The organism is Phytopseudomonas argentinensis, from assembly GCF_900113905.1.
GTDB classification, from domain to species: Bacteria; Pseudomonadota; Gammaproteobacteria; order Pseudomonadales; family Pseudomonadaceae; genus Aquipseudomonas; species Aquipseudomonas argentinensis.
Genome location: NZ_FORC01000001.1, coordinates 1,494,518 through 1,518,851 on the forward strand (window position 1 = coordinate 1,494,518; position 24,334 = coordinate 1,518,851).

General features: G+C 64.3%; 21 protein-coding genes. 10 read left to right on the top strand and 11 right to left on the bottom strand.

Features of this window, described 5'->3' with window-relative positions; translation table 11 throughout:
• Positions 1-78: 78 nt before the first annotated feature.
• Entirely contained in the window at positions 79-513 is a 435-nt protein-coding gene (locus tag BM154_RS06770) for a hypothetical protein (RefSeq protein ID WP_074881576.1), read from the top strand.
• A gap of 52 nt (positions 514-565) precedes the next feature.
• On the opposite strand, the gene BM154_RS06775 is transcribed toward BM154_RS06770, so the two are convergent.
• From BM154_RS06775 to BM154_RS06795, 5 genes are read right to left on the bottom strand one after another with little or no spacing between them, the layout of a single operon-like run.
• Positions 566-1,129 carry a lipocalin family protein gene (locus tag BM154_RS06775; RefSeq protein ID WP_074881577.1) on the bottom strand — a complete coding sequence of 188 codons (564 nt, stop codon included), beginning with the start codon at positions 1,127-1,129 and terminating at the stop codon, positions 566-568.
• Positions 1,129-1,383, bottom strand: coding sequence for an outer membrane protein assembly factor BamE domain-containing protein (gene bamE, locus BM154_RS06780; protein WP_074881578.1), 255 nt, complete (start codon positions 1,381-1,383; stop codon positions 1,129-1,131). The genes BM154_RS06775 and bamE overlap by 1 nt, the downstream gene beginning before the upstream one ends.
• 43 nt (positions 1,384-1,426) lie before the next feature.
• Entirely contained in the window at positions 1,427-2,026 is a 600-nt protein-coding gene (locus BM154_RS06785) for a DUF924 family protein (RefSeq protein WP_074881579.1), read from the bottom strand.
• Positions 2,027-2,029: 3 nt separating this feature from the next.
• On the bottom strand, positions 2,030-3,040 hold the full coding sequence (locus tag BM154_RS06790) for a class 1 fructose-bisphosphatase (RefSeq protein ID WP_074881580.1): 1,011 nt from the start codon (positions 3,038-3,040) through the stop codon (positions 2,030-2,032).
• Positions 3,041-3,075: 35 nt separating this feature from the next.
• Positions 3,076-4,764: a histidine kinase N-terminal 7TM domain-containing diguanylate cyclase gene (locus tag BM154_RS06795; protein ID WP_074881581.1), complete on the bottom strand. Its 1,689-nt coding sequence runs from the start codon at positions 4,762-4,764 to the stop codon at positions 3,076-3,078.
• Between the two features lie 351 nt (positions 4,765-5,115).
• Here BM154_RS06795 and BM154_RS06800 point away from each other — a divergent pair, with 351 nt between their 5' ends.
• The 3 genes from BM154_RS06800 to BM154_RS06810 all read left to right on the top strand — a co-directional run bounded on the left by BM154_RS06800 (position 5,116) and on the right by BM154_RS06810 (position 7,768).
• On the top strand, positions 5,116-5,508 hold the full coding sequence (locus tag BM154_RS06800; RefSeq protein WP_074881582.1) for a YkgJ family cysteine cluster protein: 393 nt from the start codon (positions 5,116-5,118) through the stop codon (positions 5,506-5,508).
• A 96-nt stretch (positions 5,509-5,604) separates the two neighbouring features.
• Positions 5,605-6,678: a serine hydrolase gene (locus BM154_RS06805; RefSeq protein WP_074881583.1), complete on the top strand. Its 1,074-nt coding sequence runs from the start codon at positions 5,605-5,607 to the stop codon at positions 6,676-6,678.
• Positions 6,679-6,688: 10 nt separating this feature from the next.
• Positions 6,689-7,768, top strand: coding sequence for a serine hydrolase (locus BM154_RS06810; RefSeq protein WP_083414463.1), 1,080 nt, complete (start codon positions 6,689-6,691; stop codon positions 7,766-7,768).
• 9 nt (positions 7,769-7,777) lie between these two features.
• Here BM154_RS06810 and BM154_RS06815 read toward each other — a convergent pair whose 3' ends face one another.
• From BM154_RS06815 to thiI, 4 genes are all read right to left on the bottom strand, one after another.
• Positions 7,778-9,136: a DUF3999 domain-containing protein gene (locus tag BM154_RS06815; protein ID WP_074881584.1), complete on the bottom strand. Its 1,359-nt coding sequence runs from the start codon at positions 9,134-9,136 to the stop codon at positions 7,778-7,780.
• Entirely contained in the window at positions 9,133-12,384 is a 3,252-nt protein-coding gene (locus BM154_RS06820; protein WP_074881585.1) for a DUF2339 domain-containing protein, read from the bottom strand. The genes BM154_RS06815 and BM154_RS06820 overlap by 4 nt, the downstream gene beginning before the upstream one ends.
• A 295-nt stretch (positions 12,385-12,679) precedes the next feature.
• Positions 12,680-14,500, bottom strand: coding sequence for a translational GTPase TypA (typA, locus tag BM154_RS06825; RefSeq protein ID WP_074881586.1), 1,821 nt, complete (start codon positions 14,498-14,500; stop codon positions 12,680-12,682).
• A gap of 173 nt (positions 14,501-14,673) precedes the next feature.
• Entirely contained in the window at positions 14,674-16,128 is a 1,455-nt protein-coding gene (thiI, locus tag BM154_RS06830; protein ID WP_074881587.1) for a tRNA uracil 4-sulfurtransferase ThiI, read from the bottom strand.
• 329 nt (positions 16,129-16,457) lie between these two features.
• Here thiI and glnA point away from each other — a divergent pair, with 329 nt between their 5' ends.
• The 5 genes from glnA to ntrC all read left to right on the top strand — a co-directional run bounded on the left by glnA (position 16,458) and on the right by ntrC (position 22,307).
• Positions 16,458-17,864, top strand: coding sequence for a glutamate--ammonia ligase (gene glnA / locus BM154_RS06835; protein ID WP_074881588.1), 1,407 nt, complete (start codon positions 16,458-16,460; stop codon positions 17,862-17,864).
• A 169-nt stretch (positions 17,865-18,033) separates the two neighbouring features.
• Entirely contained in the window at positions 18,034-18,561 is a 528-nt protein-coding gene (locus BM154_RS06840) for a DUF4124 domain-containing protein (RefSeq protein ID WP_074881589.1), read from the top strand.
• A gap of 5 nt (positions 18,562-18,566) precedes the next feature.
• Positions 18,567-19,193, top strand: coding sequence for a DUF4124 domain-containing protein (locus BM154_RS06845; protein WP_074881590.1), 627 nt, complete (start codon positions 18,567-18,569; stop codon positions 19,191-19,193).
• 595 nt (positions 19,194-19,788) lie between these two features.
• Complete coding sequence (glnL, locus tag BM154_RS06850) at positions 19,789-20,874, top strand: nitrogen regulation protein NR(II) (protein ID WP_074881591.1); 1,086 nt, start codon at positions 19,789-19,791, stop codon at positions 20,872-20,874.
• Complete coding sequence (gene ntrC, locus BM154_RS06855; RefSeq protein WP_074881592.1) at positions 20,871-22,307, top strand: nitrogen regulation protein NR(I); 1,437 nt, start codon at positions 20,871-20,873, stop codon at positions 22,305-22,307. The genes glnL and ntrC overlap by 4 nt, the downstream gene beginning before the upstream one ends.
• Positions 22,308-22,847: 540 nt before the next feature.
• On the opposite strand, the gene BM154_RS06860 is transcribed toward ntrC, so the two are convergent.
• Positions 22,848-23,288 carry a hypothetical protein gene (locus tag BM154_RS06860; protein WP_074881593.1) on the bottom strand — a complete coding sequence of 147 codons (441 nt, stop codon included), beginning with the start codon at positions 23,286-23,288 and terminating at the stop codon, positions 22,848-22,850.
• Between BM154_RS06860 and trmL the strand changes: the two genes are divergently transcribed.
• Positions 23,287-23,748 carry a tRNA (uridine(34)/cytosine(34)/5-carboxymethylaminomethyluridine(34)-2'-O)-methyltransferase TrmL gene (gene trmL, locus BM154_RS06865; protein ID WP_074881594.1) on the top strand — a complete coding sequence of 154 codons (462 nt, stop codon included), beginning with the start codon at positions 23,287-23,289 and terminating at the stop codon, positions 23,746-23,748. The genes BM154_RS06860 and trmL overlap by 2 nt on opposite strands.
• A 103-nt stretch (positions 23,749-23,851) precedes the next feature.
• On the opposite strand, the gene secB is transcribed toward trmL, so the two are convergent.
• Positions 23,852-24,313, bottom strand: a complete 462-nt coding sequence (gene secB, locus BM154_RS06870) for a protein-export chaperone SecB (protein WP_013792982.1) — start codon at positions 24,311-24,313, stop codon at positions 23,852-23,854.
• Positions 24,314-24,334: the final 21 nt, after the last annotated feature.

The following is a 24,334-nucleotide window of genomic DNA, read 5'->3' on the forward strand; positions in this document are numbered from 1 at the left end:
GAGATAGGCTCGGGCCGCTCGCGCGTGGCGGGCTACTGCGCTCGTTCGGGCATCATAACCATGAAAAGGAAATTCGGCATGTCGATACGGAAATTTGCAGCACCACTGTTACTGCTCGGCTTGCTGCTGAGCGCTTGCAGCGCCAAGGACGACCCGCAAGCCAGGCTGGAAGCCGCCGTGCAGCAACTGCAGGACAACCTCGAAGCGAAGAAGACCGCGGCGGTGCTCGACCAGCTGCACAAGGAGTTTCGTGCCCAGCAGGCCAATGATCGGGACTGGGCCAAGCGCACCATGACCCTGCTGTTTCTACGTCATAACAGCGTCAAGGTACTGGCCCTGGGCAAGAACAGCCGCGTGGACGCGACCTACCGCGACAAGGGTTACACGGATGCACAGGTGGGGCTCACCGGTGCCGAAGGGCTGATCCCCGACAGCGCCCGGCATTACGCCGTGAAGCTGGAATGGTGGGAGGACGACGGCCAATGGAAACTGGCGCGGCTGCAGTGGCAGTGAATGCAAGCAGAAGGTGCTGCCGGATCCAGCCTGACCGGATCCGGCAGCAGCGTTACTGGGCGGGCTTGGCGCCGTCGCGCCAGATCAGCTCACTGGTGTCGTAACCCTGGGCGCGGGCCACGGAGAGCAGTTCATCGCGCACTTCACTGGAGATAGTCGGGGTGCGCGACAACAGCCACAGGTACTTGTGGTTCGGGTGGCCAACCAGGGCAGTCTGGTAGTCGTCGTCCAGATCCAGCACCCAGTATTCGCCCTTGGTCACGCCGGGCAGCAGGCGGCTGACCCAGTTGTCGAAGGTCACCCACAGCTTGTCGGTCTTGCCCTCGACCTGCGGCACGGCGCGGCCCTCGACCTGGCTCCACTGGCCGTCGGCCTCGCGGCAACGGTTGGTCACCGCCACGCTGCCATCATCCTGCAGACGGTAATGCGCCTCGGACTCCACGCAGTTGCGCTGGAAGAACATCGGCAAACGCGCCACTTCGTACCAGGTACCCTGATAGCGCTCGAGGTCGACGGATTCGACGGTCTTCGGCGGCGCCACACCGGTGCCGGAATTGGCGCAGCCGACCAGCAGCAAGGCGCCCAGCGTCAGAAAGCCAAGGGTGCGTTTGTTCATTACTTCAATCCTTTTGCAGAAAACATGATGACCTTGTCACCGGCGTACTGGACGCTGATGAAACTCACCTGGTCGCCCCAGGTGCAGCTGGACATGCCCAGCGCGCCAGAGCATTCGCTGGGCTTGCCGAGCAGGTCTTCGACCTCGGCCTTGCTCATGCCGGAGTAGAGCTTGGCGTAGTTTTCCTGGTTGACCTTGCCGCAGGCGGCCAGAACGACACAGCCCAGCAACAGCACGAGGGAGCGCAGGCGCATGGGGATCTCCGTAGTCCGATAGGTGGCAGATGCCGGTTCGACGTCAGAAGCGTGAGCCCGGTTCCGCGAGAAAGCGCAACTCGTCCGCGCTGCTGACGCGGCCGAGAATCTCGTTGCGATGGGGAAAGCGCCCGAAGCGCTGGATGACCCGCTGGTGCCGCCTGGCGTAGTCGAGAAACCCGGCGAAAAGCTCGCGCTCGGCAGCGCTGGCGGCTTTGGCGAGCTGCTCGAACAGGTCTACCGAGCGTGCCTGCTGAAGCGGCTCCTCGGTGTGTTCGAGCACCAGGTAGATGAACACCCGCTGCAGCGGCGACAGCTGGCGATCCCAGCCCAGGGTGATGCCCTGCTCGACCAGCTCGCGAGCCTGCGCATCGCCGGCAAAGGCCAGCGGCGTGTCGCGGTGTATCATACGCGGCAGTTGATCGAGCAACAGCACGTTGGCCAGCCAGCCGTGGGGGTCGGCTGACCACTCCTGCAGTTCGCCGGCCAGCGCCTGCTCGACCAGGACGCCAAAGCGCTCTTTGGCTTCGGCGTCCTGTTCATCACGCTTGCCGAACCACAGTCGGTGCTTTTCGGCAGCGCTCTGCGCGGCCGTGCCCGCGGGGCCGAACCACCAGTCGAGCAGCGGCTGCCAGGGCGCCATCGGTCAGGCCTTGTGGTAGCCGGTAACGCGCTCGACTTCTTCCTTCGAGCCCAGAAATACCGGCACGCGCTGGTGCAGCGAAGTCGGCTGGATATCGAGGATGCGCTGCACGCCGTCGGTGGCGGCACCACCGGCCTGCTCGATGATGAACGACATCGGGTTGGCTTCGTACATCAGGCGCAGCTTGCCGGCCTTGCCTGGCTCGCGATCGTCACGCGGGTACATGAACAGGCCGCCACGGGTGAGGATGCGGTGCACGTCCGCCACCATCGAAGCGATCCAGCGCATGTTGTAGTTCTTGCCCAGGGGGCCTTCCTTGCCGGCCAGCAGCTCGTCCACGTAACGCTTCACCGGAGCTTCCCAGTGGCGCTGGTTGGACATGTTGATGGCGAATTCGGCGGTGCTGGTCGGCACGCTGATGTTGTCGTGGGTGAGCACGAAGCTGCCCAGCTCGCGGTCCAGGGTGAAGCCCATGACGCCGTTGCCCAGGGTCAGGATCAGCATGGTCTGCGGACCGTAGATGGCATAACCGGCAGCGACCTGCTTGGTACCCGGCTGCTGGAAGGCCTGCTCATTGAGGCTTTCGTTCTGGCTCAGGTACTCGCTGGGGCAGCGCAGCACCGAGAAGATGGTGCCGACCGAGACGTTGACGTCGATGTTCGACGAACCATCCAGCGGGTCGAAAACCAGCAGGTAAGCACCCTTGGGGTACTTGCCGGGGATCTGGTAGGCGTTGTCCATTTCCTCGGAGGCCATGCCGGCCAGGTGACCGCCCCACTCGTTGGCCTCGAGCAGGATGTCGTTGGAAATCACGTCGAGCTTCTTCTGCACTTCGCCCTGCACGTTCTCGGTGCCCATGCTGCCGAGCACGCCGCCCAGGGCGCCCTTGGACACGGCATGGCTGATTTCCTTGCATGCACGCGCCACCACTTCGATCAGGAAGCGCAGATCGGCCGGGGTGTTTTGACTACGGGTCTGCTCGATGAGGTAACGACTCAGGGTAACGCGGGACATGAAGGACTCCGGGAAGGAAGGTAATCGAAAGGAGTTTAACCCTTTCCAGGAACGGGTGCCTCAGCCGCCTGAGCGGTAACGCGCGGCAGCAGGCTGCACACGCGGTTACGTCCGCGACGTTTGGCTTCATACAAGGCGGCATCGGCAGCCTGCAGCAGCTCGTCGAGCGCCCTGCCCTGCTCGGGCCATAGCGCCAGGCCGGCCGAGAGGGTCACGTGGCGCACGCCACTGCGGGTTTCGATCGGTTTTTGCGCCAGTCCCTGGCAGATGGCCTCGAGGCGTTTGGTCGCTTCGCGGGCATCGGCACCGGGGAGGATCAGCAGGAACTCTTCGCCGCCGATACGAAAGACCGTATCGGAACTGCGCAAGTTCACCAGCAGATACTGAGCCACGCTCCTGAGCACATCGTCGCCGTCCAGGTGCCCATACTCGTCGTTGAGCCGTTTGAAGTGATCCAGGTCGATCAGCGCCAACGCCAGCGGTGCGTTCTCGCGGCGGGCGCGGGCCAGTTCGCGGCCGAACAGCTCGTCCAGGTAGCGGCGGTTGTAGAGCCCGGTCAGCGGGTCGCAGAGGGCCTGCTCACGCAGCTGCTCGTGCAGGCTGCTGATGGTGCGCAGGCGCTCCTCGCTCAGCGCCAGCGCCTCGGCCAGCTTGAGCTTGGCTATCTGCCGCTGGGTGACGTCGCGCAGGTACAGCAACTGGCCCAGCAGCAGCATGCCGTGACGGGTCAGCCGCTCGATGGGGCGCATGCGCACTTCGAAGTAATGGTCGCTGTCGCTCTGGATCAGCAGCGGCTCGCGCAGCTCGCCCTGCTCGAGCAGTTGCAACTGCAGGTCGCTGCCAAACCCTGGCCAGTCCTGCAGCTTGCGGCCCTGCCAGCTGCGTTCGAGCCCGCCCAGCTTGAGGGCCGCCTGGTTGGCTTCGATCACCCGCCACTGGGTATCGACCACCATCACCGGGTCGGGCAGCGCTTCGAGCAGCAGATGGCGGGCGACCGGCACCATGTCGAACAGCCGCACGCCGAGGATCAGCCAGGAGAAGGCGGCCAGGGTGAAGACGAAACTGAAGGGCGTCGGGTCGACGCCGAATACCACCATTCCAAAGCCCACGTAGGCGATATTCGCCGACCAGGGCACCGCGGTGACCAGCACGAACGCCAGATAATGGCGCCGGTGCACGCCATGGCTGATCAGCGCCGCGCGCAGTACCACGCCCAGGCTGAAACTCATGAACAGGTAGACGTACACGGCAGTGGCGTAGAACAGCGGGCCATGGTCGTAGTAGACCGGCGCCCCCGGCTCGTCGGATACCGGCCCGGTGGCGGGGCCGTAGAACAGGCCGTGCCAGGGGTTGCTCAGCACCATCAGCCAGATCAGCAGCGGCATGAGGATCATGCCCAGCATCGAACGCCGGCTGAGCGGCTTGCGCACACTGCTGACGTATTGCCAGAGAAACACCGCCCAGAAGGTCGGCACGCTGATGATCCCCGGCCACGACATGGTGGCCCAGAGCATCTTGCACTCGGGCGCCACGGAGGCCACTTCCAGGCCGGCCATGGCCATCCACCACATGCTGGCCAGGTGCATCAGGATGAAGGTGTCACGCCCTGGGAAATCGCGCTGGTTGATCACCCAGCGGGTCATCAGCACGCCGCCTACGCAGACCACCACGGTGAGCAGCACGGCAACGTCGAGGCGCCAGGCGTTGACCAGGCATGAATTCATGCCGCCACCCCGCCCGCCTGAGGGCGAGCAATGGCCTGAAGCGCTGCAACGCAGCGTGTGAGAGAGGCAAGCAAGGTGGACGTGTCCATTGCAACGGCTCAGGAAAGAGGCCAGGGCCGGTCGCCTGGCAGCCTAGAGTCAACCCGAGCCGCGAGCCACTAGAGGGTGCAGACAGGTAGGGCAAGAATTTTCGTCGCTACAATACTGCAAGTCATCACATTTTCAGCAGGTTTTTATTGCCCTGTCGCGAACGCAGCCCGTGCAGAACGAAAGCCAGCCGGCGGATAGCTGTTCACAATTTCCGCAACATCGCTATGATCGCGCGCCGCCCACCACGCGAAACCCTCCGAGATGAAAAGCAACCTGATCGCCGCTGCGGAAATAGACCGCCTCGATACCTGGGCGCGCTACACCGCCGACATGTGCCATAGCTGCATTTCCAGCTGCTGTCAGTTGCCGGTGGAGGTGCGCATCGGCGACCTGATCCGCATCGGCGTGGTCGACGAATTCGAGCGCGGCGAGCCGCCGCGCAACATTGCCAAGCGCCTGCAGAAAGACGGCCTGGTCGAGCGTTTCAACCAGAAATCGGGGATCTTCACCCTGACGCGCATGAGCAACAACGACTGCTATTACCTGGACCGCAAGACCCGGCTGTGCACCATCTACGAGCGCCGCCCGGACACCTGCCGCAATCACCCTAAGATCGGCCCGCGCCCCGGTTACTGCGCCTGGCGACCGAAGTAAGCCTGCAACGTCTGGTTACCCGCCTGCCTGAACACCCCCGCGCCTCAGCACCTCGAATCCTCCACACCGGCTCGCACCGCCCCCCGGAGGATTTGCATGCACCCGCGCGCACTCGCCAGTACCCTGCTCATTGCCCTTGCCCCGTTGCTGGCCAGCACCGCTACGGCCGACACCGGGCGGCCAGCCTGGCAGGAACCGCTGCTCGAACGCCTGCAGGCCGTCGCCGAAAGGCAGGACGGCGAGCTGGGTGTGTACGTCAAGGACCTGCACAGCAACCTGGCGGTGACCCTGCGCGCCGATGAGCGGTGGTACATGGCCTCCGGCATCAAGGTGCCGGTGGCCATCGCCGTGTTGCGTGGTGTGGAGCGCGGCGACTGGCAGCTCGATACGCGCCTGCCGCTGGCCGCCAATGACTTCGTCGACGGTGCCGGCAGCACCAACCAGCACGGCCCCGGCGAACGCCTGAGCGTGCGTTTCCTGCTCGAGCAGATGATCATCTACAGCGACAATACCGCCACCGACCGGCTGATCCGCCTGGCCGGCCTGGATACCGTGAATGCCCTGGTGCGCGAACTGGTGCCCGAGGGCTTCGAGCCGATCACCACGCTGGGCGACGTGCGCCGGCATATCTACGGCGAACTGCATCCACGCGCCGCACAACTGGGCGGCCGCGACCTGCTGAGCCTGCGCCAGGCGCGCAAGGACGACGAGCGCCTGGCGCGCCTGGCAACCTTGCTTGATGTACCGCGCTCGGCACTGGCACCGATCAGCCTGAACGCCGCCTACGCCAACTATTACCGCAGCAACCTCAACGCCGCGACGCTCTCCGCCTACGGCGGGTTGCTCGAACGGCTGGCCAGCGGCCAGGCACTGGGCAAGGCGCAAACCGACTACCTGCTCGAGGTCATGGGCCGGGTCAAGACCGGCCGCCAGCGCATCGTCGCCGGGCTGCCGAAAGACGCGCGCTTCGCCCACAAGACCGGTACCCAGCGCGCACGTATCTGCGACTCGGGGCTGATCGAAGCACCCGCCCGGGGCGCCGCCGAACCGGTGCTGGTGGTTGCCTGCGTGCAGGGCCAGCAGTCCCTGGCCAAGGCCGAGCGCAGCCTGCGCCAGGTTGGCGAAGCGCTGACAGCGTCTGGCGTGCTCACGCGTGACGCGCTCAATTGAGGGGTTGCCCATGAAAGTCCTGCTGGCAAGCATCGCCTTGCTTGGCTGCGCCGCGGTCTCGCTGTGGCTATGGGCCACGCCCCAGCGTGACGCGCGCTTCGAGGCACTGCATCAGCGTCTCGGTGAACTCGAGAACGCCTCCCCTGGCAAGCTGGGCGTGTATCTGCTGCGCCCGCACGACGGTAGCGAGCTGAACTACCAGGCCGAGCGCACCTGGTACCTGGCCTCGGCCACCAAGGCGGCGATCGCCATCGCCGTGTTGCAGGAAGTCGATGACGGCAAGCTGCAGCTCGACCAGCCGATCACCCTGGAGGAAGGCGACCGGGTAGACGGCTCCGGCGGCCTGGTGTGGGAAGACGCCGGCGCCCGCTACAGCGTCGGCGAACTGCTGCGCGAGATGCTGCAGGAAAGCGACAACACCGCCGCCGACATGCTGATCCGCGTGGCCGGCGAAGCGCGAGTCAACGAGCGCATCGCCGCAGCTGCGGACAATGGTTTCGGCAAGGTGACGCGCCTGCTCGAGGTTCGCCGTGAACTCTATGGGCAGCTACACCCGGACGGGCGCTCGCTGGAGAACCGTCAGATCGTCGAGATCGCCGCCGCCCCGCTCGGCCCTCAACGGGTCGAGGCCGTGGCCAACGCCCTGAATCTGCAAACCGCTCAGCTCGAGATCAGCGACCTCGACGAAGCCTACCGGCGCTACTACGCAAGTGGCCTGAACAGCGCCACCCTGGTCGCCTATGGCAGGCTGATGGGCAAGCTGGCCAAGGGCGAGCTGCTGTCCGACGCAAGCACCAGGCTGCTCTACGACATCATGGGCCTGGACAGCTACGAGGCCTATCGCCTGGAGGCCGGCCTGAGCGAGCAGCTGCCCTTCGTCCAGAAGACCGGTACCCAACTACACCGCGCCTGCCATATGGGCATCGCCAACCCGCAAGGTGACGACGCCCTGGTGATCCTTGCCTGCGCCGAGGCGCTCGATGAGGACGTCGAGGCCGGCAAGCTGTTCGAGCAGGTCGGCGAAGCGATCCAGGAGCTGGTGCTGGACGCGCCTGCCGAAGCGGCCCGCCACAGCGTTAGCCGCGACTGAGTTTTCCGGTCAGGAGCGTCCGCGGGACGCACGCAGCACGCTGAGCGCCATCAGTACCAGCACGCCGACACCGACCAGCAGCACCGCCCACAAACCGGCGCGCTTCCAGTCGAAGCGGGGCTCCGCCGTTGTAGAAGCGGGCGCTACCTCGGCCTGCGCAATCTGACCAGCGATGACAGCCTGGCCCATACCCACCAGGCGCTGTGCATCGAAGCCGGGCACCAGGGTGGTGACCGGCAGGCTCCCCGCCTGGGCATCCTCCCGGCCAAGGGCCAACTGATAGGGCGGACTGCCGCGCACCAGAAACAGCAGCTCGGTGGCGCGCATGGCGAGGTGCATCCGCGGTTCGCTCGACCCCAGACCAACGCCACGGCTGTCGACCTGCAAGCGTAACTGGCTGACCGGCCAGGACGGCAGCTCGATCTGATCCTGCACCAGCTCGTGACCATCACCAGGCAGTCGGTAGAGAACCGAGTTCGCCAGCGGCACCCATGGCGCCTTGCTGTCGCGCCGCCCCTGCAGCACCACCGGAGCCAGGCTGTTGGCCTGCTCGATGTCGATGCGCACGCGCTCCAGTGGCAAGGCCATCGGCATGGTCCAGATGACGCCCTGCTCATCCGCCTGCCCCTGCAGCGCCGCCGACCAGATCAGCGCAGCCGGTTCGGCCGTGCTGCGCGTGCCGCTGACGCTGGCAGCGCTGAGGTTGGCGGCCTGCTCAGGCGCCAGCCACAGCAGGCGCAGGTAGCGCGCCCGGATAGTCGGCAGCTCCACTTCGCTCTTGTCGATGCGCTCGCCATTGAAGCTCAGCCGGGCGACCTGCCCCTCACCCACTGGCCGCCAATGATCCAGGTCGTCACTGGCCTCGATGCTGAAGCGCTGGAAGCCTTCGCTCTCGGCCTGCCACTCCAGGTACAGGCGCTGCAGCGAAAAGTCGGTGGCGCTGGCGTCCAGCAACCAACCACGCAACAGCTCGGCAGTGGCGGCCGGCTCGGCGAGTTCGATGATCGAGCCATCATCGCCACGCTGCACGCGCAGGGTCGGCACGGCATCGCGGCGCCCTGCCGGGCCATGCAGTGGGAACAGCCGCAGATCGGCACGCTGCTGGCTCTCGGCAAAGCGCTCGGCACCGGGAATCAGGCTGTAGGCCAGCCGCTCGCCCTCGCCGTTGAACAGGCGCAGGTCGCGAAAGTCGGCATGCCGGGCGGCGAGCTGGGCCGCCATCGGCAACTGCATCCGATACCAGGGCCCCTCGCCGCTCAGGGTCAGCGGCACGGTCACGGCGTAGTCCTGGGGGCGTTCCGTACGCTCGGCCGTGGCAACCAGCGGCGTGCCCAGCATGAGCAGCACCAACGCGATATTCAGCCTCATGCCGGCACCTGCGCCCTGGCTTCTCGGCGTGGCGGCAGCGGCGCGAAATAGCCCACCACCAGCAGGAGCACGCCGACGCCGATAAAGGAAATGATCCGTTCCAGGCTGCCGCTGTTGCCCAGATCGACGAAGAACAGCTTAACCACCACCACACCGATCAGCGCCGCGCCGACCATCCACAGATCACGCCGCACGCGCAGATGCCCGGTGATGGTCAGGCCCAGGGCGATCAGCGTCCAGACGATGGACAGGCCGGCCTGCACCAGTTGCGATCCCACCAGCGCATCGGCCTGGAACGGCACCTGCCCCCAATGGACGGCGGTACGGCACACCATCATGGTCAACAGCGCGAACGACGAAGCGCCAATCACTACCTGGGTAGCCTGGCGCAGTCGCTCCGGCCTGATCGCCAGCACGGCCAGGCCATCCTGGGCCCAGCGTTGCACGGCGAAGAGCACGATCAGCATGCCCAGCTCCAGCGGGTTGATCAGCGGCACGTAAGGCAGCGGCTCGGCGGAGCCGTCACTGAGCAGATTGACCAGCCAGAACCAGCCCAGCAGCAGAACGGCGACTGGCAACGCCGCATAGCTGCGGTATTCCCGCGGATAGGCCGCAATCGGCCAGGGCAGCGTCCGGCGCACGTTCATCAGCATCAGGAAGGCACACGGCACCAGCACCCAGCCCAACCAGCGCCAGGCGTTGTAATGGTCGGCCAGGGCAGCGAACAGGAAGCGCAGTTCCAGCGCCACCACGCCCAATAGCAGCCAGCAGCCGAACACATGGCTGATGCGCACCAGCACCTCGGGCGCCAGCCCGGCCATGCGCCGCAGCATGAGCAAATGCACGATGAACAGCGCTGGCCAGGCAAGCCAGCCAAGGTCTGCCACCGGGTGATAGCCCAGATGCCAGGCGAACAGCACGGCGGCGAAGCCCAGCGGCACCAGGGCCAGGCTGAGCACCGCCAGTGCCGGCCAGCGCTGGTGCAGAGCGAACAGGCTGGTGGCGGCCAGGCTGGCCACCGCGACCAGCAGGAACACGTGGGCCTGCAGCGGGTCCGGCACGAAACGCGTGATCTCGCTGAACGCTGCCAGCAGCCACCAGGCGGCAAACCAGCCCAGCGCCATATGAGACAGCTCCTGCAGTGCCATCGGCCACAGATCGGCGCGGCTCAGGCGCCCGGCAAGGTGCAGGCGCCAGGCGCAGAACAGGCCCGCCAGCGCCAGCAGCACGGGCGCCCAGAACGTCAGGTGGGCGAGCGGTCGCTGAGTTTCGTCGACCAGCGCCTGATAGAGGCCGTCGCTGAAGGTCAGGTAGACCACGCCGCCCAGCACCTGCACCACCAAGGCGCCGGTCAGCAGGCTGCGGGTGCCCAGCGACAACCCGGCGAACAGCGTCGCGGCGCCGGCCACGGCCCAGGCGGCAGCCGTGGCGTAAGGCCCGAAGCACAGCGGAGCCAGTAGATAGAGGAAGGCCAGGCCGCCATAGGCCAGGGCCGGCTGAAGCTTGCGCTCGCGATCCGTGGCGGCGTCTGCCGCCCCGCGCAGTTGCAGGAAGCTGAACAGCAGCGCCACACCCAGCATCAGCGCGCCGAGCGCCGAGCCCGTGAGCAAGGTGTCGTAACCCAAGCGTATGTCCCACAGATAGGCCGCAGCGGCGGCCACTTGCAGGAGCAGGGCGAACAGGCGCGCGAACAAGCGCTGCTGACGCAACGCCAGCCAGTACAGGCCAGCGCCCTCGACCGCCCAGGCAGCGGAGGTCCAGCGGGCATCCAGCCCCAGTGGAATGGCCAGGGTGGCGAAGATCACGCCCAGCGCCAGGCAGGTTTCCATCAGCAGCACGGCACGCCCCGGCGCACGGGCAACCAGCACCCGGGCCAGCACCATGTACAGCAGGCCCATGGCCAATGCGCTGAACGCCGGGCCGAAGGGCAGGTGCTGAACCACCGCGTACTGCAGCCCGAAGCCCACCAGGGGCGTGCCGAACAGCACGCTGCCATCCACGTAACCCGCCTGGCGCGCCGACCACTCGAGCAGGGCCTGGCGAGAATCGTTTTCCGGCTCGCTCGACGCCTCGAGCAGGCAGCGACGGGCGAACAGCAGGCCGATGGCCACGTACATCAGGAAGAACAGCAACAGGAAAGCCTGGGTGCTGAGCCACAACTCCGGGGTGTAGGAGCGCAGGCCCCAGGCCAGACCGATACCAAAGGTGCCGACGAAACCGATCAGGTTGAGCTCGCGCCAGGCCTTGAACCAGGCGATGGCGAAGATCCCGGCATTGAGCAGGGCGAAATAGCTGAACAGCGCGACATGGCTGCCGCCACCGCTGGAGGCCAGGATTGGCGCGGCGAAGCCGCCAAGCGCAGCTGCCGCAGCCAGCCCGCGGGCGTCCTGCAGGATGGCCAGCACGGCGGAACAGAGCGTCACCACCACCATCAGCAGCATCGCGACCTGCGGCGTGAGCAAGGGATGCAGGCGCATGGCCGCGAACACCGTCAGGTACAACACGGCGATACCGCCGCCCTGCATCAGCAAGGCATAGGCCGGGCGCCGCCGGCGCAGCCACCAGCCTAGCGCCAGCAGCGCAATTGCGGCCAGCGCCACACCGGCGTAGCGCAACTCGATGGCCACCACCACCCGCTCGGAGGCATAGCGCAGCAGAAAGGCTAGGCCCAGGAAGAGCAGCACCAGGCCCACGCGCAGCACGGTATTGCCCCCCAGCAGCCAGTCCCGCGCCGCGGTGATGCCGCGCTCGAGAAGGCCGGGCGCCGGCGGCTCGGTGACCCGCGCAGCCGCCGTGACAGGCGGCACGCCAGGCTGCTCCGAGACGGGCTCAGGGCTCGCCTGTACCACCGGCTCGCCAGGCGAGGCGGCAGGCAATACCAGCTCGAGTTCCCACTCAGGCTCCACGACTGGCTCGACCGGCGCCGCAGCGGCCTGCTCGACAGCAGGCTGCGCAACTGGCTCATGATGGGATTCGGCCGCGTCATCGGCCTGCGGAGGCGCGCCCGTCTCCAGGCGCAGCAGGCGCTCATGCAGATCGCCCGTGCCCTGGTTGAAGCGCTCGATCAGTCCTGCCAGCGACTTGCGCAGCGCCTCATGCTGAAGCCTCAGCGCCTGCAGCGCCAGCGCCTGCCCTACCGCCAGCCCCACGAAGGCACCCAGAAGCGCACCGGCCATCGCTTCGCCACTCACGGCGCCCAGCACCAGGGCACCGAGTACCAGCCCGATCAGCATGAAAATCCACTGCATGCGTTCGAATCCTTGAAGAGAAGATCATCCATGCCGGGCGCGGGCCTGGCAGAGCGCGAATTATAGGGGCTGCACACACGGGCTGGATGATGCAGTCGATCACAAATGTGGCAGGTGAACATCACGCCGAACCCGACTGCTCGCCTGCGCATCGGCACAGACAACGCAGAAACCGATTGTTCCTGGCAACCGGCAAACAATGCTCGGTATGGCGACTCTGCCCCATCGGCAGCGCCCATAAAAAAGCCCCCGCCGGTGTGAGCCGGCGGGGGCTTTTTAGTCAGCTAGAACCGGATCAGTTCTTGGCTTTCTTGGCTGCGCGGGTACGCTCGCCTTCGTCGAGGATCTTCTTGCGCAGACGGATCGACTTAGGAGTGACTTCACACAGCTCGTCGTCCTGGATGAATTCCAGCGCCTGCTCCAGGGTGAAGCGAACCGGCGGCACCAGGGCGATGGTTTCGTCTTTACCCGAAGCACGCATGTTGTCGAGCTTCTTGCCCTTGGTTGGGTTGACGCCCAGGTCGTTGTCGCGGCTGTTCAGGCCGATGATCTGACCGTTGTAGATTTCCTGGCCGTGCTCGACGAACAGCTTGCCGCGCGCCTGCAGGGTTTCCAGGGAGTAGGTCAGTGCCTTGCCGGTATCGATCGATACCAGTACGCCGTTCTGGCGGCCGGACATGTGGCCCGACTTCATCACGTCGTAACGGTCGAAGATCGAGGTCAGGATGCCTGCACCGTTGGTCAGGGTCAGGAAGGCGTTACGGAAGCCGATCAGGCCACGCGCCGGGATGTTGTATTCCAGGCGTACACGACCTTTGCCGTCCGGCACCATGTTGCTCAGGTCGCCTTTACGCAGACCCATTTCTTCCATGACCTTGCCCTGGGATTCCTCCGGGATGTCGATGGTGACGTTTTCGTAGGGCTCGTGCTTGACGCCGTCGACTTCGCGGATGATCACTTCAGGACGGCCAACGCCCATTTCGAAACCTTCGCGGCGCATGTTCTCGATCAGTACCGACAGGTGCAGTTCACCACGGCCGGAGACCTTGAACTTGTCGGCCGAGTCGCCTTCTTCAACGCGCAGGGCAACGTTGTACAGCAGCTCCTTGTCCAGACGCTCCTTGATGTTGCGGCTGGTGACGAACTTGCCTTCCTTGCCGCAGAACGGCGAATCGTTGACCTGGAAGGTCATGGATACGGTCGGCTCGTCGACGGTCAGCGGGGTCATCGCTTCGACGTTGTTCTGGTCGCACAGGGTGTCGGAGATGAACAGCTCGTCCATACCGCTGACGCAGACGATGTCGCCGGCGGTGGCTTCTTCGACGTCCACGCGGTGCAGGCCGTGGTGGCCCATCAGCTTGAGGATGCGGCCGTTACGCTTCTTGCCTTCGGTGTCGATGGCAGTGACCGGGGTGTTCGGCTTGACGCGACCACGGGCGATACGGCCAACACCGATGATGCCCAGGAAGCTGTTGTAGTCCAGTGCCGAGATCTGCATCTGGAACGGGCCGTCGATGTCGACGTTCGGGGCCGGAACGTGGTCGACGATAGCCTGGTACAGCGGGGTCAGGTCTTCGGCCATGTCGGTGTGGTCCAGACCGGCGATGCCGTTCAGGGCCGAGGCGTAGACGACCTGGAAGTCCAGCTGCTCTTCGGTGGCACCAAGGTTGTCGAACAGGTCGAAGATCTGGTCCATGACCCAGTCAGGACGCGCGCCCGGACGGTCGATCTTGTTGATAACCACGATCGGACGCAGGCCGGCTTCGAAGGCCTTCTTGGTCACGAAGCGGGTTTGCGGCATCGGGCCGTCCTGGGCGTCAACCACCAGCAGTACGGAGTCGACCATCGACATCACGCGCTCCACTTCACCGCCGAAGTCGGCGTGACCGGGGGTGTCGACGATGTTGATGCGGTAGTTGTTCCACTTGATCGCGGTGTTCTTGGCCAGGATGGTAATGCCGCGCTCTTTTTCCTGGTCGTTGCTGTCCATCACGCGCTCGTCGTTGAGCTCGCTGCGCTCCAGGGTACCGGACTGACGCAGCAGGGCGTCGACCAGGGTGGTCTTGCCATGGTCAACGTGGGCAATGATGGCGATGTTGCGTAGATTCTCGATCACAGTAGTGGTCTCGTAGGTTGGGTCGGGCTACCCAGCAGTTGCATTCAGCGGCCCGACGCGAAAAATCGGAAGTAAGGATAAAGGCAGTCTGTTAACGCTGTGTGGCGACAAATACATCGCCGATCAGGTCGGGAGGGCGATGGCGGATGCTGCCGCCATTGAGCCCGGGCGTCTTATGCCGGACGATAAACGCGCACATTGGCATGTCCCTCGCTCAGCAGGTGGTGGGCATGCAGGCGACTCATCACGCCTCGGTCGCAATACAGCAGGTACTGGCGGTTCTCATCCAGTTCCTTGAAACGGTTGTTGATGGCATAGAACGGCAACGTCCGGACCTCCACGCCATCGAGCTCCAGCGGCTGGTCCTCGGCCTGGTCGGGGTGGCGGATGTCGATCACCACCTGGCCTGGCAAGGCCTCGGCGACTTCCTCGACCTGCACGTCCTGGCCGAGTTCTTCGATGACCCGGTCGATGGCGATCAGCCGCGCACGTTCGAGGGCACGATCGAGCACCGCCATGTCGAACTGCTCTTCTTCGTAGACGACACGCTGGGGCTTGGCCTTGGTGGTCGGGTTCACCGAAATCACGCCGCAATATTCAGGCATGTGCCGGGCGAACTCGGCGGTGCCGATCTGCTCGGCAGTGTCGATGATGTCCTGCTTGTGGCTGGCGATCAGCGGGCGCAACACCAGCTTGTCGGTCACCGAGTCGATCACCGAGAGGTTCGGCAGGGTCTGGCTGGACACCTGGCTGATCGCCTCGCCGGTCACCAGCGCATCGATCTGCAGGCGCTCGGCCAGGCGGCTGGCGGCGCGCAGCATCATGCGCTTGAGGGTGACGCCCATATAACTGTTGTCGACCTTGCCGAGAATCTCGCCAAGCACTTCCTCGAACGGCACGCTGATGAACAGCACGCGCTGCGAGCGACCGTACTTCTGCCACAGGAAGTGGGCGACTTCCATCACCCCCAGTTCGTGGGCACGGCCACCGAGATTGAAGAAGCAGAAGTGGCTCATCAGGCCGCGGCGCATGATCTGGTAAGCCGCCACGGTGGAGTCGAAGCCACCACTCATCAGTACCAGGGTCTGCTCCAGCGAACCCAGGGGGTAGCCGCCCAGGCCCGGGTGCTGATGGTGAATGACGTAAAGGCGCTGGTCGCGGATCTCGATACGAACTTCGATCTCGGGTTTCTTCAGGTCGATACCGGCAGCGCCGCACTGCTGGCGCAGCTGGCTGCCGACATGGCGCTCCACGTCGATGGAGGAGAAGCTATGCCGACCGCCGCGCTTGCAGCGCACCGAAAAGATCTTGCCCGCCAGCAGCTCGCCATAATGCAGCTTGCACTTGGCGACGATGTCGTCGAAGTCGCCCAGCGGGTATTCGTCGATCTGCAGGAAATGCTGGATGCCCGGTACGCAGCTCAGGCGCTCGATGATTTCCTGCAGCACCTTGTGCTCGGCCGCCTCGGTCTTCACTTCCAGATTGTCCCAGACACCGGTCACCTGCAGCTGCGGGTCGAGATCACGCAACACCACGCGGATGTTCTTGGCCAGCTGCCGAATGAAGTTCTTGCGAACCGGCGGGCTCTTGATGGTGATTTCCGGGAAGACTTTGACGATCAGTTTCATGGGAGCAAATGTCGGGGGCCAGAGCCTGAAAAACAGGGGCGCGGATTATAAAGGAAATTGCTCAACCTTTGATCGAAAATCCGCAAACAATCTGTCATCGCACCAAAACAGAGCAAATCACGGATAAAGCGCACCAACAAAGAGCCTTCCTGTCTGCTTTTATGGCACCAACACCCGCTACAGCGCTGATTTTCCGGGCATGCGTCCATCACGGGGCACTGGCATGCATATTGCTCCCTTGTGAGGCAGGGTGTCCTGGCAGACTATCTGGCCCGGCGTCACGAACTCAAAGAAGGGTCAACAGAGACCCTATCCACCTGGAGGACAACATGTCTAAGGCTGTTCAACTGATCAAAGAACACGACGTGAAGTGGGTAGACCTGCGCTTCACCGACACCAAGGGCAAGCAGCACCACGTGACCATGCCGGCCCGTGACGCCCTGGACGAAGACTTCTTCGAAGTCGGCAAGATGTTCGACGGCTCCTCCATCCATGGCTGGAAAGGCATCGAAGCCTCCGACATGATCCTGCTGCCGGACGACAGCACTGCCGTGCTCGACCCGTTCACCGAAGAGCCGACCCTGATCCTGGTCTGCGACATCATCGAGCCGAGCACCATGCAGGGCTACGATCGTGACCCGCGCTCCATCGCCCGTCGCGCCGAGGAATACCTGAAGAGCACCGGTATCGGTGACACCGTCTTCGTAGGGCCGGAGCCAGAGTTCTTCATCTTCGACGAAGTGAAGTTCAAGTCCGACATCTCCGGCTCCATGTTCAAGATCTACTCCGAACAAGGTTCCTGGATGACCGACCAGGACGTCGAAGGCGGCAACAAGGGCCACCGCCCCGCCGTCAAAGGCGGTTACTTCCCGGTTCCGCCGTGCGACCACGACCACGAAATCCGTACTGCCATGTGTAATGCCATGGAAGAAATGGGCCTGGTCATCGAAGTTCACCACCACGAAGTGGCGACTGCCGGCCAGAACGAAATCGGTGTGAAGTTCAACACCCTGGTGGCCAAGGCCGACGAAACCCAGACTCTGAAGTACTGCGTACACAACGTTGCCGATGCCTACGGCAAGACCGCGACCTTCATGCCGAAGCCGCTGTACGGCGACAACGGTTCGGGCATGCACGTACACATTTCGGTCTCCAAAGACGGCAAGAACACCTTCGCCGGTGAAGGCTATGCCGGTCTGTCGGAAACCGCCCTGTACTTCATCGGCGGTATCATCAAGCACGGCAAGGCCCTGAACGGCTTCACCAACCCGTCGACCAACTCCTACAAGCGTCTGGTTCCAGGCTTCGAAGCGCCAGTGATGCTGGCCTACTCGGCCCGTAACCGTTCGGCCTCGATTCGTATCCCCTACGTATCCAGCCCGAAAGCCCGCCGCATCGAAGCGCGCTTCCCGGATCCGGCTGCCAACCCTTACCTGGCCTTCGCAGCACTGCTGATGGCGGGCCTGGACGGTATCCAGAACAAGATCCACCCTGGCGACGCGGCGGACAAGAACCTGTATGACCTGCCGCCGGAAGAAGGCAAGCTGATCCCGCAAGTGTGCGGCAGCCTGAAAGAAGCCCTGGAAGAGCTGGACAAGGGCCGTGCGTTCCTGACCAAGGGCGGCGTGTTCTCCGACGACTTCATCGATGCCTACATCGAGCTGAAATCGGAAGAAGAAATCAAGGTGCGCACCTTCGTGCACCCGCTGGAATACGACCTGTACTACAGCGTCTAAGCCAGGCTCGCTACCGCTGGTAGCGCGACGAAACCTCCCCGGTTGTGCCGGGGAGGTTTTTTTATGGCTGCCATTTCATGGCCCAGTGCAAATCCCCAGCGCGACACGCTTGCCAGCACGCCGCAGCGATGCAAGGCTATCGACATCACTTAACGCGGAGACTGGCCCGATGCGCCGCACGCTGACTTGCCTGCTGCTGATCCTGGCCCTGCCGGTCAGCGCACAGATCTACAAATACACCGATGCCAACGGCAATACGGTGTTTACCAATCAGCCGCCGGAAGGCACCAAGGCCGAAAGCGTCGAGCTCAAGCCGATCAATACCAGCACGCAACCGACGCCGCCCAGCAGCCCGGATGAACCGCGCCTGAGCGAGCTGCCGCAGAACCCCTACCAGATTCTCGAACTGCGCGATCTGCCCAGCGAAGAAGCGCTGCGCGCCAACAATGGTACTTTTTCCGTGGGCGTGACCATCGAACCACGCCTGGGGCCAGGGCACACCCTGCGCCTGCTGCTGGACGGCAAGCCTTACGGGCAGCCAAGCAACGTACCGCGCCTGCAGCTCACCGAAGTCGACCGCGGCGAGCACAGCCTGGCCGTTGCCGTGATGCAGGGCGAACGTATCGTGCAGCAAAGCGAGACCCGCACCTTCACGGTGCAGCGGGTCAGCACCAACAGCCCGGCCCGGGGTAACTGACGCCCATGCGCACGCTGCTTTTTGCCCTGCTGCTGGTCGCCCTGCCAAGCGTTGCCCAGGTGTATACCTATGTGGATGCCGAGGGTAACCGGGTATTTACCGACAGCCCCCGCGACGGCAACGCCAAGCAGGTGCAGATGGCGCCGTCCAACCGCGCCGAGCCGCCGACCCGGCGACTGTCACCGCCTCCAGCGCCGGCCGCCCCCGCCGGTCCGATCCTCAGCTACGAGCTGTTGCGCATCACCATCCCGCAGCCCGACGCGACCATCAACGATGGCGCCGGCAACCTGATCGTCACCGTCAATGCCGAGCCGGCGCTACACCCGGGCCATAGCTACCGCCTGCTGCTCGACGGTCAGCCCTATGGCAGCGCGGGGCGCAGCCCGGTGTTTCCCCTGGAGAACATCGACCGCGGCACCCACCAGATCGCCGTGGAGATCATTACCGAGGGCGGCATCATCGTCGAGCGCACCCCCAGTCAACCCTTTCACATGAAGCGTGTTTCCCTGGCCCAGAAACGCAAGGTACGCCCCTGCGAGAAGGCCGACTACGGCGTACGCCCCGAGTGCCCTATCGAGGACAAACCCAAGGAAGAGGACAAGGGCATCATCAGCATCCTGCCCTTCCTTTAAGAGCCCGTGCATGATCTGTCGGCTCGACTTCAGCGCTTTGCCTGAAGATGGCGATAGCGGACATGGGACGCTGCAGCTTTTGTGGGAGGGGCTTTAGCCCCGAGCCCTTTGCGCCCAGATAGACACACTCGCGGCTGAAGCCGCTCCCACCAGGTCGCTGGATATGCGCTCTTGCCTCGTAGCAGCCTCCTCAATGTCGCCTAAAGGACCGTAAACAAGCTCCAGGCCCACCGGCCATAGCTCAGGCCCCATCAATACGCACCATTAAGGTGCACATTGACGCACTCATTTCTATACTCGTCCCAAATTGGCACACGCCTGCCGCTGCCGCTGCGCCGAAAAGTAGCCGATCCCGGTTATTTATCCGGATCAGCGCTTCTTTGCGGGGCTTTGGTTTGCTTCTTGCATTTTCTCCGTCACCGCCGCGACGCGAAGGCACAAGCCCGCTCCGTTCGCCGGCCCTTCTGCTCATGACGCACGAGGAACGACTTTTGCCTGGCCTACACCCGCAACGAGACTTGCCACGCTGCGCCACCTTGCCAGACAACGACTCCGCCGGGCTGCAGGTAGCCCGCTCAGCGATGGGCGCAGCGCGATGATCATCAATGACGCCCTGCACCGCCTGCTGCTCGACAACCTGACCACGGCAACGCTGCTGCTCAACGCCGACCTGCGCCTGGAGTACATGAACCCCGCCGCGGAGATGCTGCTGGCGGTCAGCGGTCAGCGCAGCCATGGCCAGTTCATCAGCGAGCTGTTCACCGAAACCCGCGAAGCCCTTGGCGCCCTGCGCCAGGCGGTAGCCGAGGCGCACCCGTTCAACAAGCGCGAAGCCGTGCTGACCACCCAGACCGGGCAGAGCCTGACCGTCGACTACGCGGTGACACCGGTGCTGAGCCGCGGCGAGACCATGCTGCTGCTCGAGGTGCACCCGCGCGACCGGCTGCTGCGCATTACCAAGGAAGAGGCCCAGCTGTCCAAGCAGGAAACCACCAAACTGCTGGTGCGCGGCCTGGCCCACGAGATCAAGAACCCTCTGGGCGGCATTCGTGGCGCCGCCCAGTTGCTGGCCCGGGAGCTGCCCGAGGAAAGTCTCAAGGATTACACCAATGTGATCATCGAGGAGTCCGACCGGCTGCGTAACCTGGTCGATCGCATGCTCGGCTCCAACAAGCTGCCGTCCCTGGCGGTGACCAACGTGCATGAGGTGCTCGAACGCGTCGCCAGCCTGGTGGAAGCGGAAAGCCAGGGCAGCGTGGTGCTGGTGCGCGACTACGACCCGAGCATTCCCGACCTGATCATCGACCGCGAACAGATGATCCAGGCGGTGCTCAATATCGTGCGCAACGCCATGCAGGCGCTGGCCGGCAAGCCCGAGCTGCGTCCAGGCCGGATCACTCTGCGCACGCGCACCCTGCGCCAGTTCACCATCGGCTATATCCGCCACCGCCTGGTGACCAAGATCGAGATCATCGACAACGGCCCGGGCATCGCGCCGGAACTGCAGGAAACCATCTTCTACCCCATGGTCAGCGGGCGTGCCGACGGCACCGGGCTGGGCCTGGCGATTACCCAGAACATCATCAGTCAGCATCAAGGCCTGATCGAATGCGAGAGCCATCCCGGACAAACCGTGTTCTCGATCTTTCTGCCGCTGGAACAAGGAGCAACGCCGACATGAGCCGCAGTGAAACCGTATGGATCGTTGACGACGACCGCTCCATCCGCTGGGTCCTGGAAAAGGCCTTGCAACAGGAAGGCATGAGCACCCAGAGCTTCGACAGCGCCGATGGCGTGCTGGGCCGACTATCCCGTCAGCAGCCGGACGTGATCATTTCCGACATCCGCATGCCTGGCTCCAGCGGCCTGGAGTTGCTGTCGAGCATCCGCGAAATGCACCCGCGCCTGCCGGTGATCATCATGACCGCCCACTCCGACCTGGACAGCGCGGTGGCGTCCTACCAGGGCGGCGCCTTCGAATACCTGCCCAAGCCCTTCGACGTCGACGAAGCGGTATCCCTGGTCAAGCGTGCCAACCAGCATGCCAAGGAGCAGCAAGGCCTGCATGTGCCTGCCGCCCAGGCCCGTACCCCGGAAATCATCGGTGAGGCGCCGGCGATGCAGGAGGTGTTCCGCGCCATCGGCCGCTTGAGCCACTCCAATATCACCGTGCTGATCAATGGCGAATCGGGGACCGGTAAAGAGCTGGTCGCCCATGCCCTGCACCGCCACAGTCCGCGAGCAGCTTCGCCGTTCATTGCGCTGAACATGGCGGCCATCCCCAAGGACCTGATGGAGTCCGAGCTGTTCGGACACGAGAAAGGCGCCTTCACCGGTGCGGCCAACCAGCGTCGCGGGCGCTTCGAGCAGGCCGATGGCGGCACCCTGTTCCTCGATGAGATCGGCGACATGCCGGCCGATACCCAGACCCGCCTGCTGCGCGTGCTGGCCGATGGCGAGTTCTATCGGGTCGGCGGTCATACGCCGGTCAAGGTGGACGTGCGCATCATCGCAGCCACCCACCAGAATCTGGAAAGCCTGGTCACCGCCGGCAAGTTTCGCGAAGACCTGTTCCACCGCCTCAACGTGATCCGCATCCATATTCCGCGCCTGTCGGATCGCCGCGAAGACATCCCCACCCTCGCCCGCCACTTCCTCAGCCGCGCGGCCACGGAGCTGGCGGTCGAGCCCAAGCTGCTCAAGAGCGAAACCGAGGACTACCTGCAGCAGCTGCCGTGGCCCGGCAACGTGCGTCAGCTGGAGAATACCTGCCGGTGGATCACCGTGATGGCCTCGGGGCGCGAAGTGCATGTCGATGACCTGCCGCCCGAGCTGCTGGTGCAGCCCCAGGACAACGCACCGGTCAGCAACTGGGAACAGGCGCTGCGCCAGTGGGCCGACCAGGCCCTGGGCCGCGGCCAGTCGAACCTGCTCGACACCGCGGTGCCGGCCTTCGAGCGGATCATGATCGAGACCGCCCTCAAGCACACTGCCGGCCGCCGCCGTGACGCCGCGCTGCTGCTCGGCTGGGGCCGCAACACTCTGACCCGCAAGATCAAGGAGTTGGGCATGAACGTTGGCGGTGGCGAAGACGACGACAGCGACGACAACTAAGCCGCGCTGCGACACCGAGAACGCCGCGCCCCAAACAGGGCGCGGCGTTTTTTTTGTGGGGCCGGCTTATCGCCTCCTGAAAACAGCAACAGCCGCTTGGCGATATCATTGTGGGAGCAAATACGGCAGAACAAGCAGCGTAAGACCGGGCATCGTGGGATCGGGCAGCCCTGATATCTCTCACGACCGAAGAATGCACGCCATCAGCGCACGACAGGTGCAGCGATGCACCCGAGCGGAACATTCGCGAAGCAATGCCGGGCGCATAAAAAATGCGCCATAAGCGTTACAGCCCAGCATTCACGGCCCCTGCAGCAAATCAACCAAAATTGGCACGCCCCCTGCAATGGTACTGACAACCCAGTTTCGGGGACCTTGGTACAGGCAGGCCGGGGATTCCCCTCTTTCTTTGGGAGCCTCGGTACAGGCAGGCTGAGAACTCCCTTCTTTCTTCGGGGACTCTGATACAGGCAGATCAGACAATCCCCCTTTTCTTCGGGAGCCCTGGTACAGGCAGGCCGGGACCTCCCTCTTTTCTTCCTAACGCGGCGCCAGACGAACCGTCAGGCGCCAGCGGCCCTCGACTTTCTCGGCATGCATCTCAGCGCGCAGCGGGCGAGCCGCCACCACGCGCACCTCCAGCTCCCGCCCTTCGCGCACCACGCGCCAGTTCGCAGCACGCCCGGCAATCTGCAACTGCCCCTGACGCTCACACCCCAGCCCCTCGAAGCGCAACGCGAATATGCCGTGGGCATCGCTGACCTGCACCTGGGGCTCGACGTTGAACCACAGCAACAAGCGGTCGTCCTGAACCTCGACGTCCTTGAGGTGCATGGCATCGGGGTGAAACAGCCGGCCGATCATCAGCCCGACTAGGAAGCCGAAGATCGCCAGCGAGCCGATCACCCGCAGCCACGGACGCGGCCTTGGCGGCTTATCCGGCGTAGAATGGCGCTCGTCTTCTGGCCTGGAGCCGTGCATGTTTCATGTGATCCTTTTTCAACCGGAAATTCCGCCCAATACCGGCAACATTATCAGGCTCTGCGCCAACAGCGGCTGCCACCTGCACCTGATCGAGCCCCTGGGCTTCGAACTGGACGACAAGCGCCTGCGCCGCGCCGGGCTGGATTACCACGAGTACGCACCGCTCAAGCGCCACGCCAGCCTTGAGGCCTGCCTCGAGAGCCTGGGCCAGCCGCGGGTATTCGCCTTTACCACCAAGGGCTCGCAGCCTTTCCACGAAGTCGCCTACCAGCCGGGCGATGCCTTTCTGTTCGGCCCGGAAAGCCGTGGCCTGCCGGCCGAGATCCGCGATGCCCTGCCCGAGGCGCAACGCGTGCGCCTGCCGATGCGCGAAGGCTGCCGCAGCCTGAACCTGTCAAACACCGTGGCAGTGGCCGTCTACGAGGCCTGGCGCCAGCACGGCTTTGCCATGGACTGAGGGCAACCACTGCGGCGATGTAGCCTGGCGTTGAGCGCAGGCTACGAACCCCAACCAATAAAAAACGCCCCGAAGGGCGTTTTTTTATGCAGCAACCGATGACTCAGTTGGCCTGCTGACGCTGCAGCTCCTGGGCGTACAGGGCGTCGAAGTTCACCGGGGCCAGCATCAGCGCCGGGAACGAGCCGCGTACCACCAGGCTGTCCAGGGTTTCACGGGCGTAAGGGAACAGGATGTTCGGGCAGAACGCACCCAGGGTGTGGCTCATGGAAGCCGCATCCAGCCCCTTGATCAGGAAAATGCCGGCCTGTTGCACTTCGGCGATAAAGGCGGTTTCTTCACCGTTCTTGACGGTCACCGACAGGGTCAGCACCACTTCGTGGAAGTCACCTTCCAGAGCCTTCTGACGGGTGTTGAGGTCCATCGAGACGCTCGGCGTCCACTCCTGGCGGAAGATCTCGGGGCTCTTCGGCGCTTCGAAGGACAGGTCACGCACGTAGATGCGCTGCAGGGAAAACTGGGGAGTCTGTTCGCCTTGGGCGGCGCCGTTAGCTTGTTCGGTCATGGGGCAAAGCCTTCTGCTGTA

Coding starts and splice junctions, on each gene's coding strand:
- BM154_RS06790 (WP_074881580.1), bottom strand. CDS start 3,040: ATGTCCCGCGTTACCCTGAGTCGTTACCTCATCGAGCAGACCCGTAGT.
- BM154_RS06800 (WP_074881582.1), top strand. CDS start 5,116: ATGAAAAGCAACCTGATCGCCGCTGCGGAAATAGACCGCCTCGATACC.
- BM154_RS06860 (WP_074881593.1), bottom strand. CDS start 23,288: ATGCACGGCTCCAGGCCAGAAGACGAGCGCCATTCTACGCCGGATAAG.
- trmL (WP_074881594.1), top strand. CDS start 23,287: ATGTTTCATGTGATCCTTTTTCAACCGGAAATTCCGCCCAATACCGGC.
- BM154_RS06820 (WP_074881585.1), bottom strand. CDS start 12,384: ATGCAGTGGATTTTCATGCTGATCGGGCTGGTACTCGGTGCCCTGGTG.
- BM154_RS06805 (WP_074881583.1), top strand. CDS start 5,605: ATGCACCCGCGCGCACTCGCCAGTACCCTGCTCATTGCCCTTGCCCCG.
- BM154_RS06770 (WP_074881576.1), top strand. CDS start 79: ATGTCGATACGGAAATTTGCAGCACCACTGTTACTGCTCGGCTTGCTG.
- BM154_RS06840 (WP_074881589.1), top strand. CDS start 18,034: ATGCGCCGCACGCTGACTTGCCTGCTGCTGATCCTGGCCCTGCCGGTC.
- glnL (WP_074881591.1), top strand. CDS start 19,789: ATGATCATCAATGACGCCCTGCACCGCCTGCTGCTCGACAACCTGACC.
- ntrC (WP_074881592.1), top strand. CDS start 20,871: ATGAGCCGCAGTGAAACCGTATGGATCGTTGACGACGACCGCTCCATC.
- BM154_RS06785 (WP_074881579.1), bottom strand. CDS start 2,026: ATGGCGCCCTGGCAGCCGCTGCTCGACTGGTGGTTCGGCCCCGCGGGC.
- secB (WP_013792982.1), bottom strand. CDS start 24,313: ATGACCGAACAAGCTAACGGCGCCGCCCAAGGCGAACAGACTCCCCAG.
- BM154_RS06845 (WP_074881590.1), top strand. CDS start 18,567: ATGCGCACGCTGCTTTTTGCCCTGCTGCTGGTCGCCCTGCCAAGCGTT.
- BM154_RS06795 (WP_074881581.1), bottom strand. CDS start 4,764: ATGAATTCATGCCTGGTCAACGCCTGGCGCCTCGACGTTGCCGTGCTG.
- BM154_RS06810 (WP_083414463.1), top strand. CDS start 6,689: ATGAAAGTCCTGCTGGCAAGCATCGCCTTGCTTGGCTGCGCCGCGGTC.
- BM154_RS06815 (WP_074881584.1), bottom strand. CDS start 9,136: ATGAGGCTGAATATCGCGTTGGTGCTGCTCATGCTGGGCACGCCGCTG.
- glnA (WP_074881588.1), top strand. CDS start 16,458: ATGTCTAAGGCTGTTCAACTGATCAAAGAACACGACGTGAAGTGGGTA.
- bamE (WP_074881578.1), bottom strand. CDS start 1,383: ATGCGCCTGCGCTCCCTCGTGCTGTTGCTGGGCTGTGTCGTTCTGGCC.
- BM154_RS06775 (WP_074881577.1), bottom strand. CDS start 1,129: ATGAACAAACGCACCCTTGGCTTTCTGACGCTGGGCGCCTTGCTGCTG.
- thiI (WP_074881587.1), bottom strand. CDS start 16,128: ATGAAACTGATCGTCAAAGTCTTCCCGGAAATCACCATCAAGAGCCCG.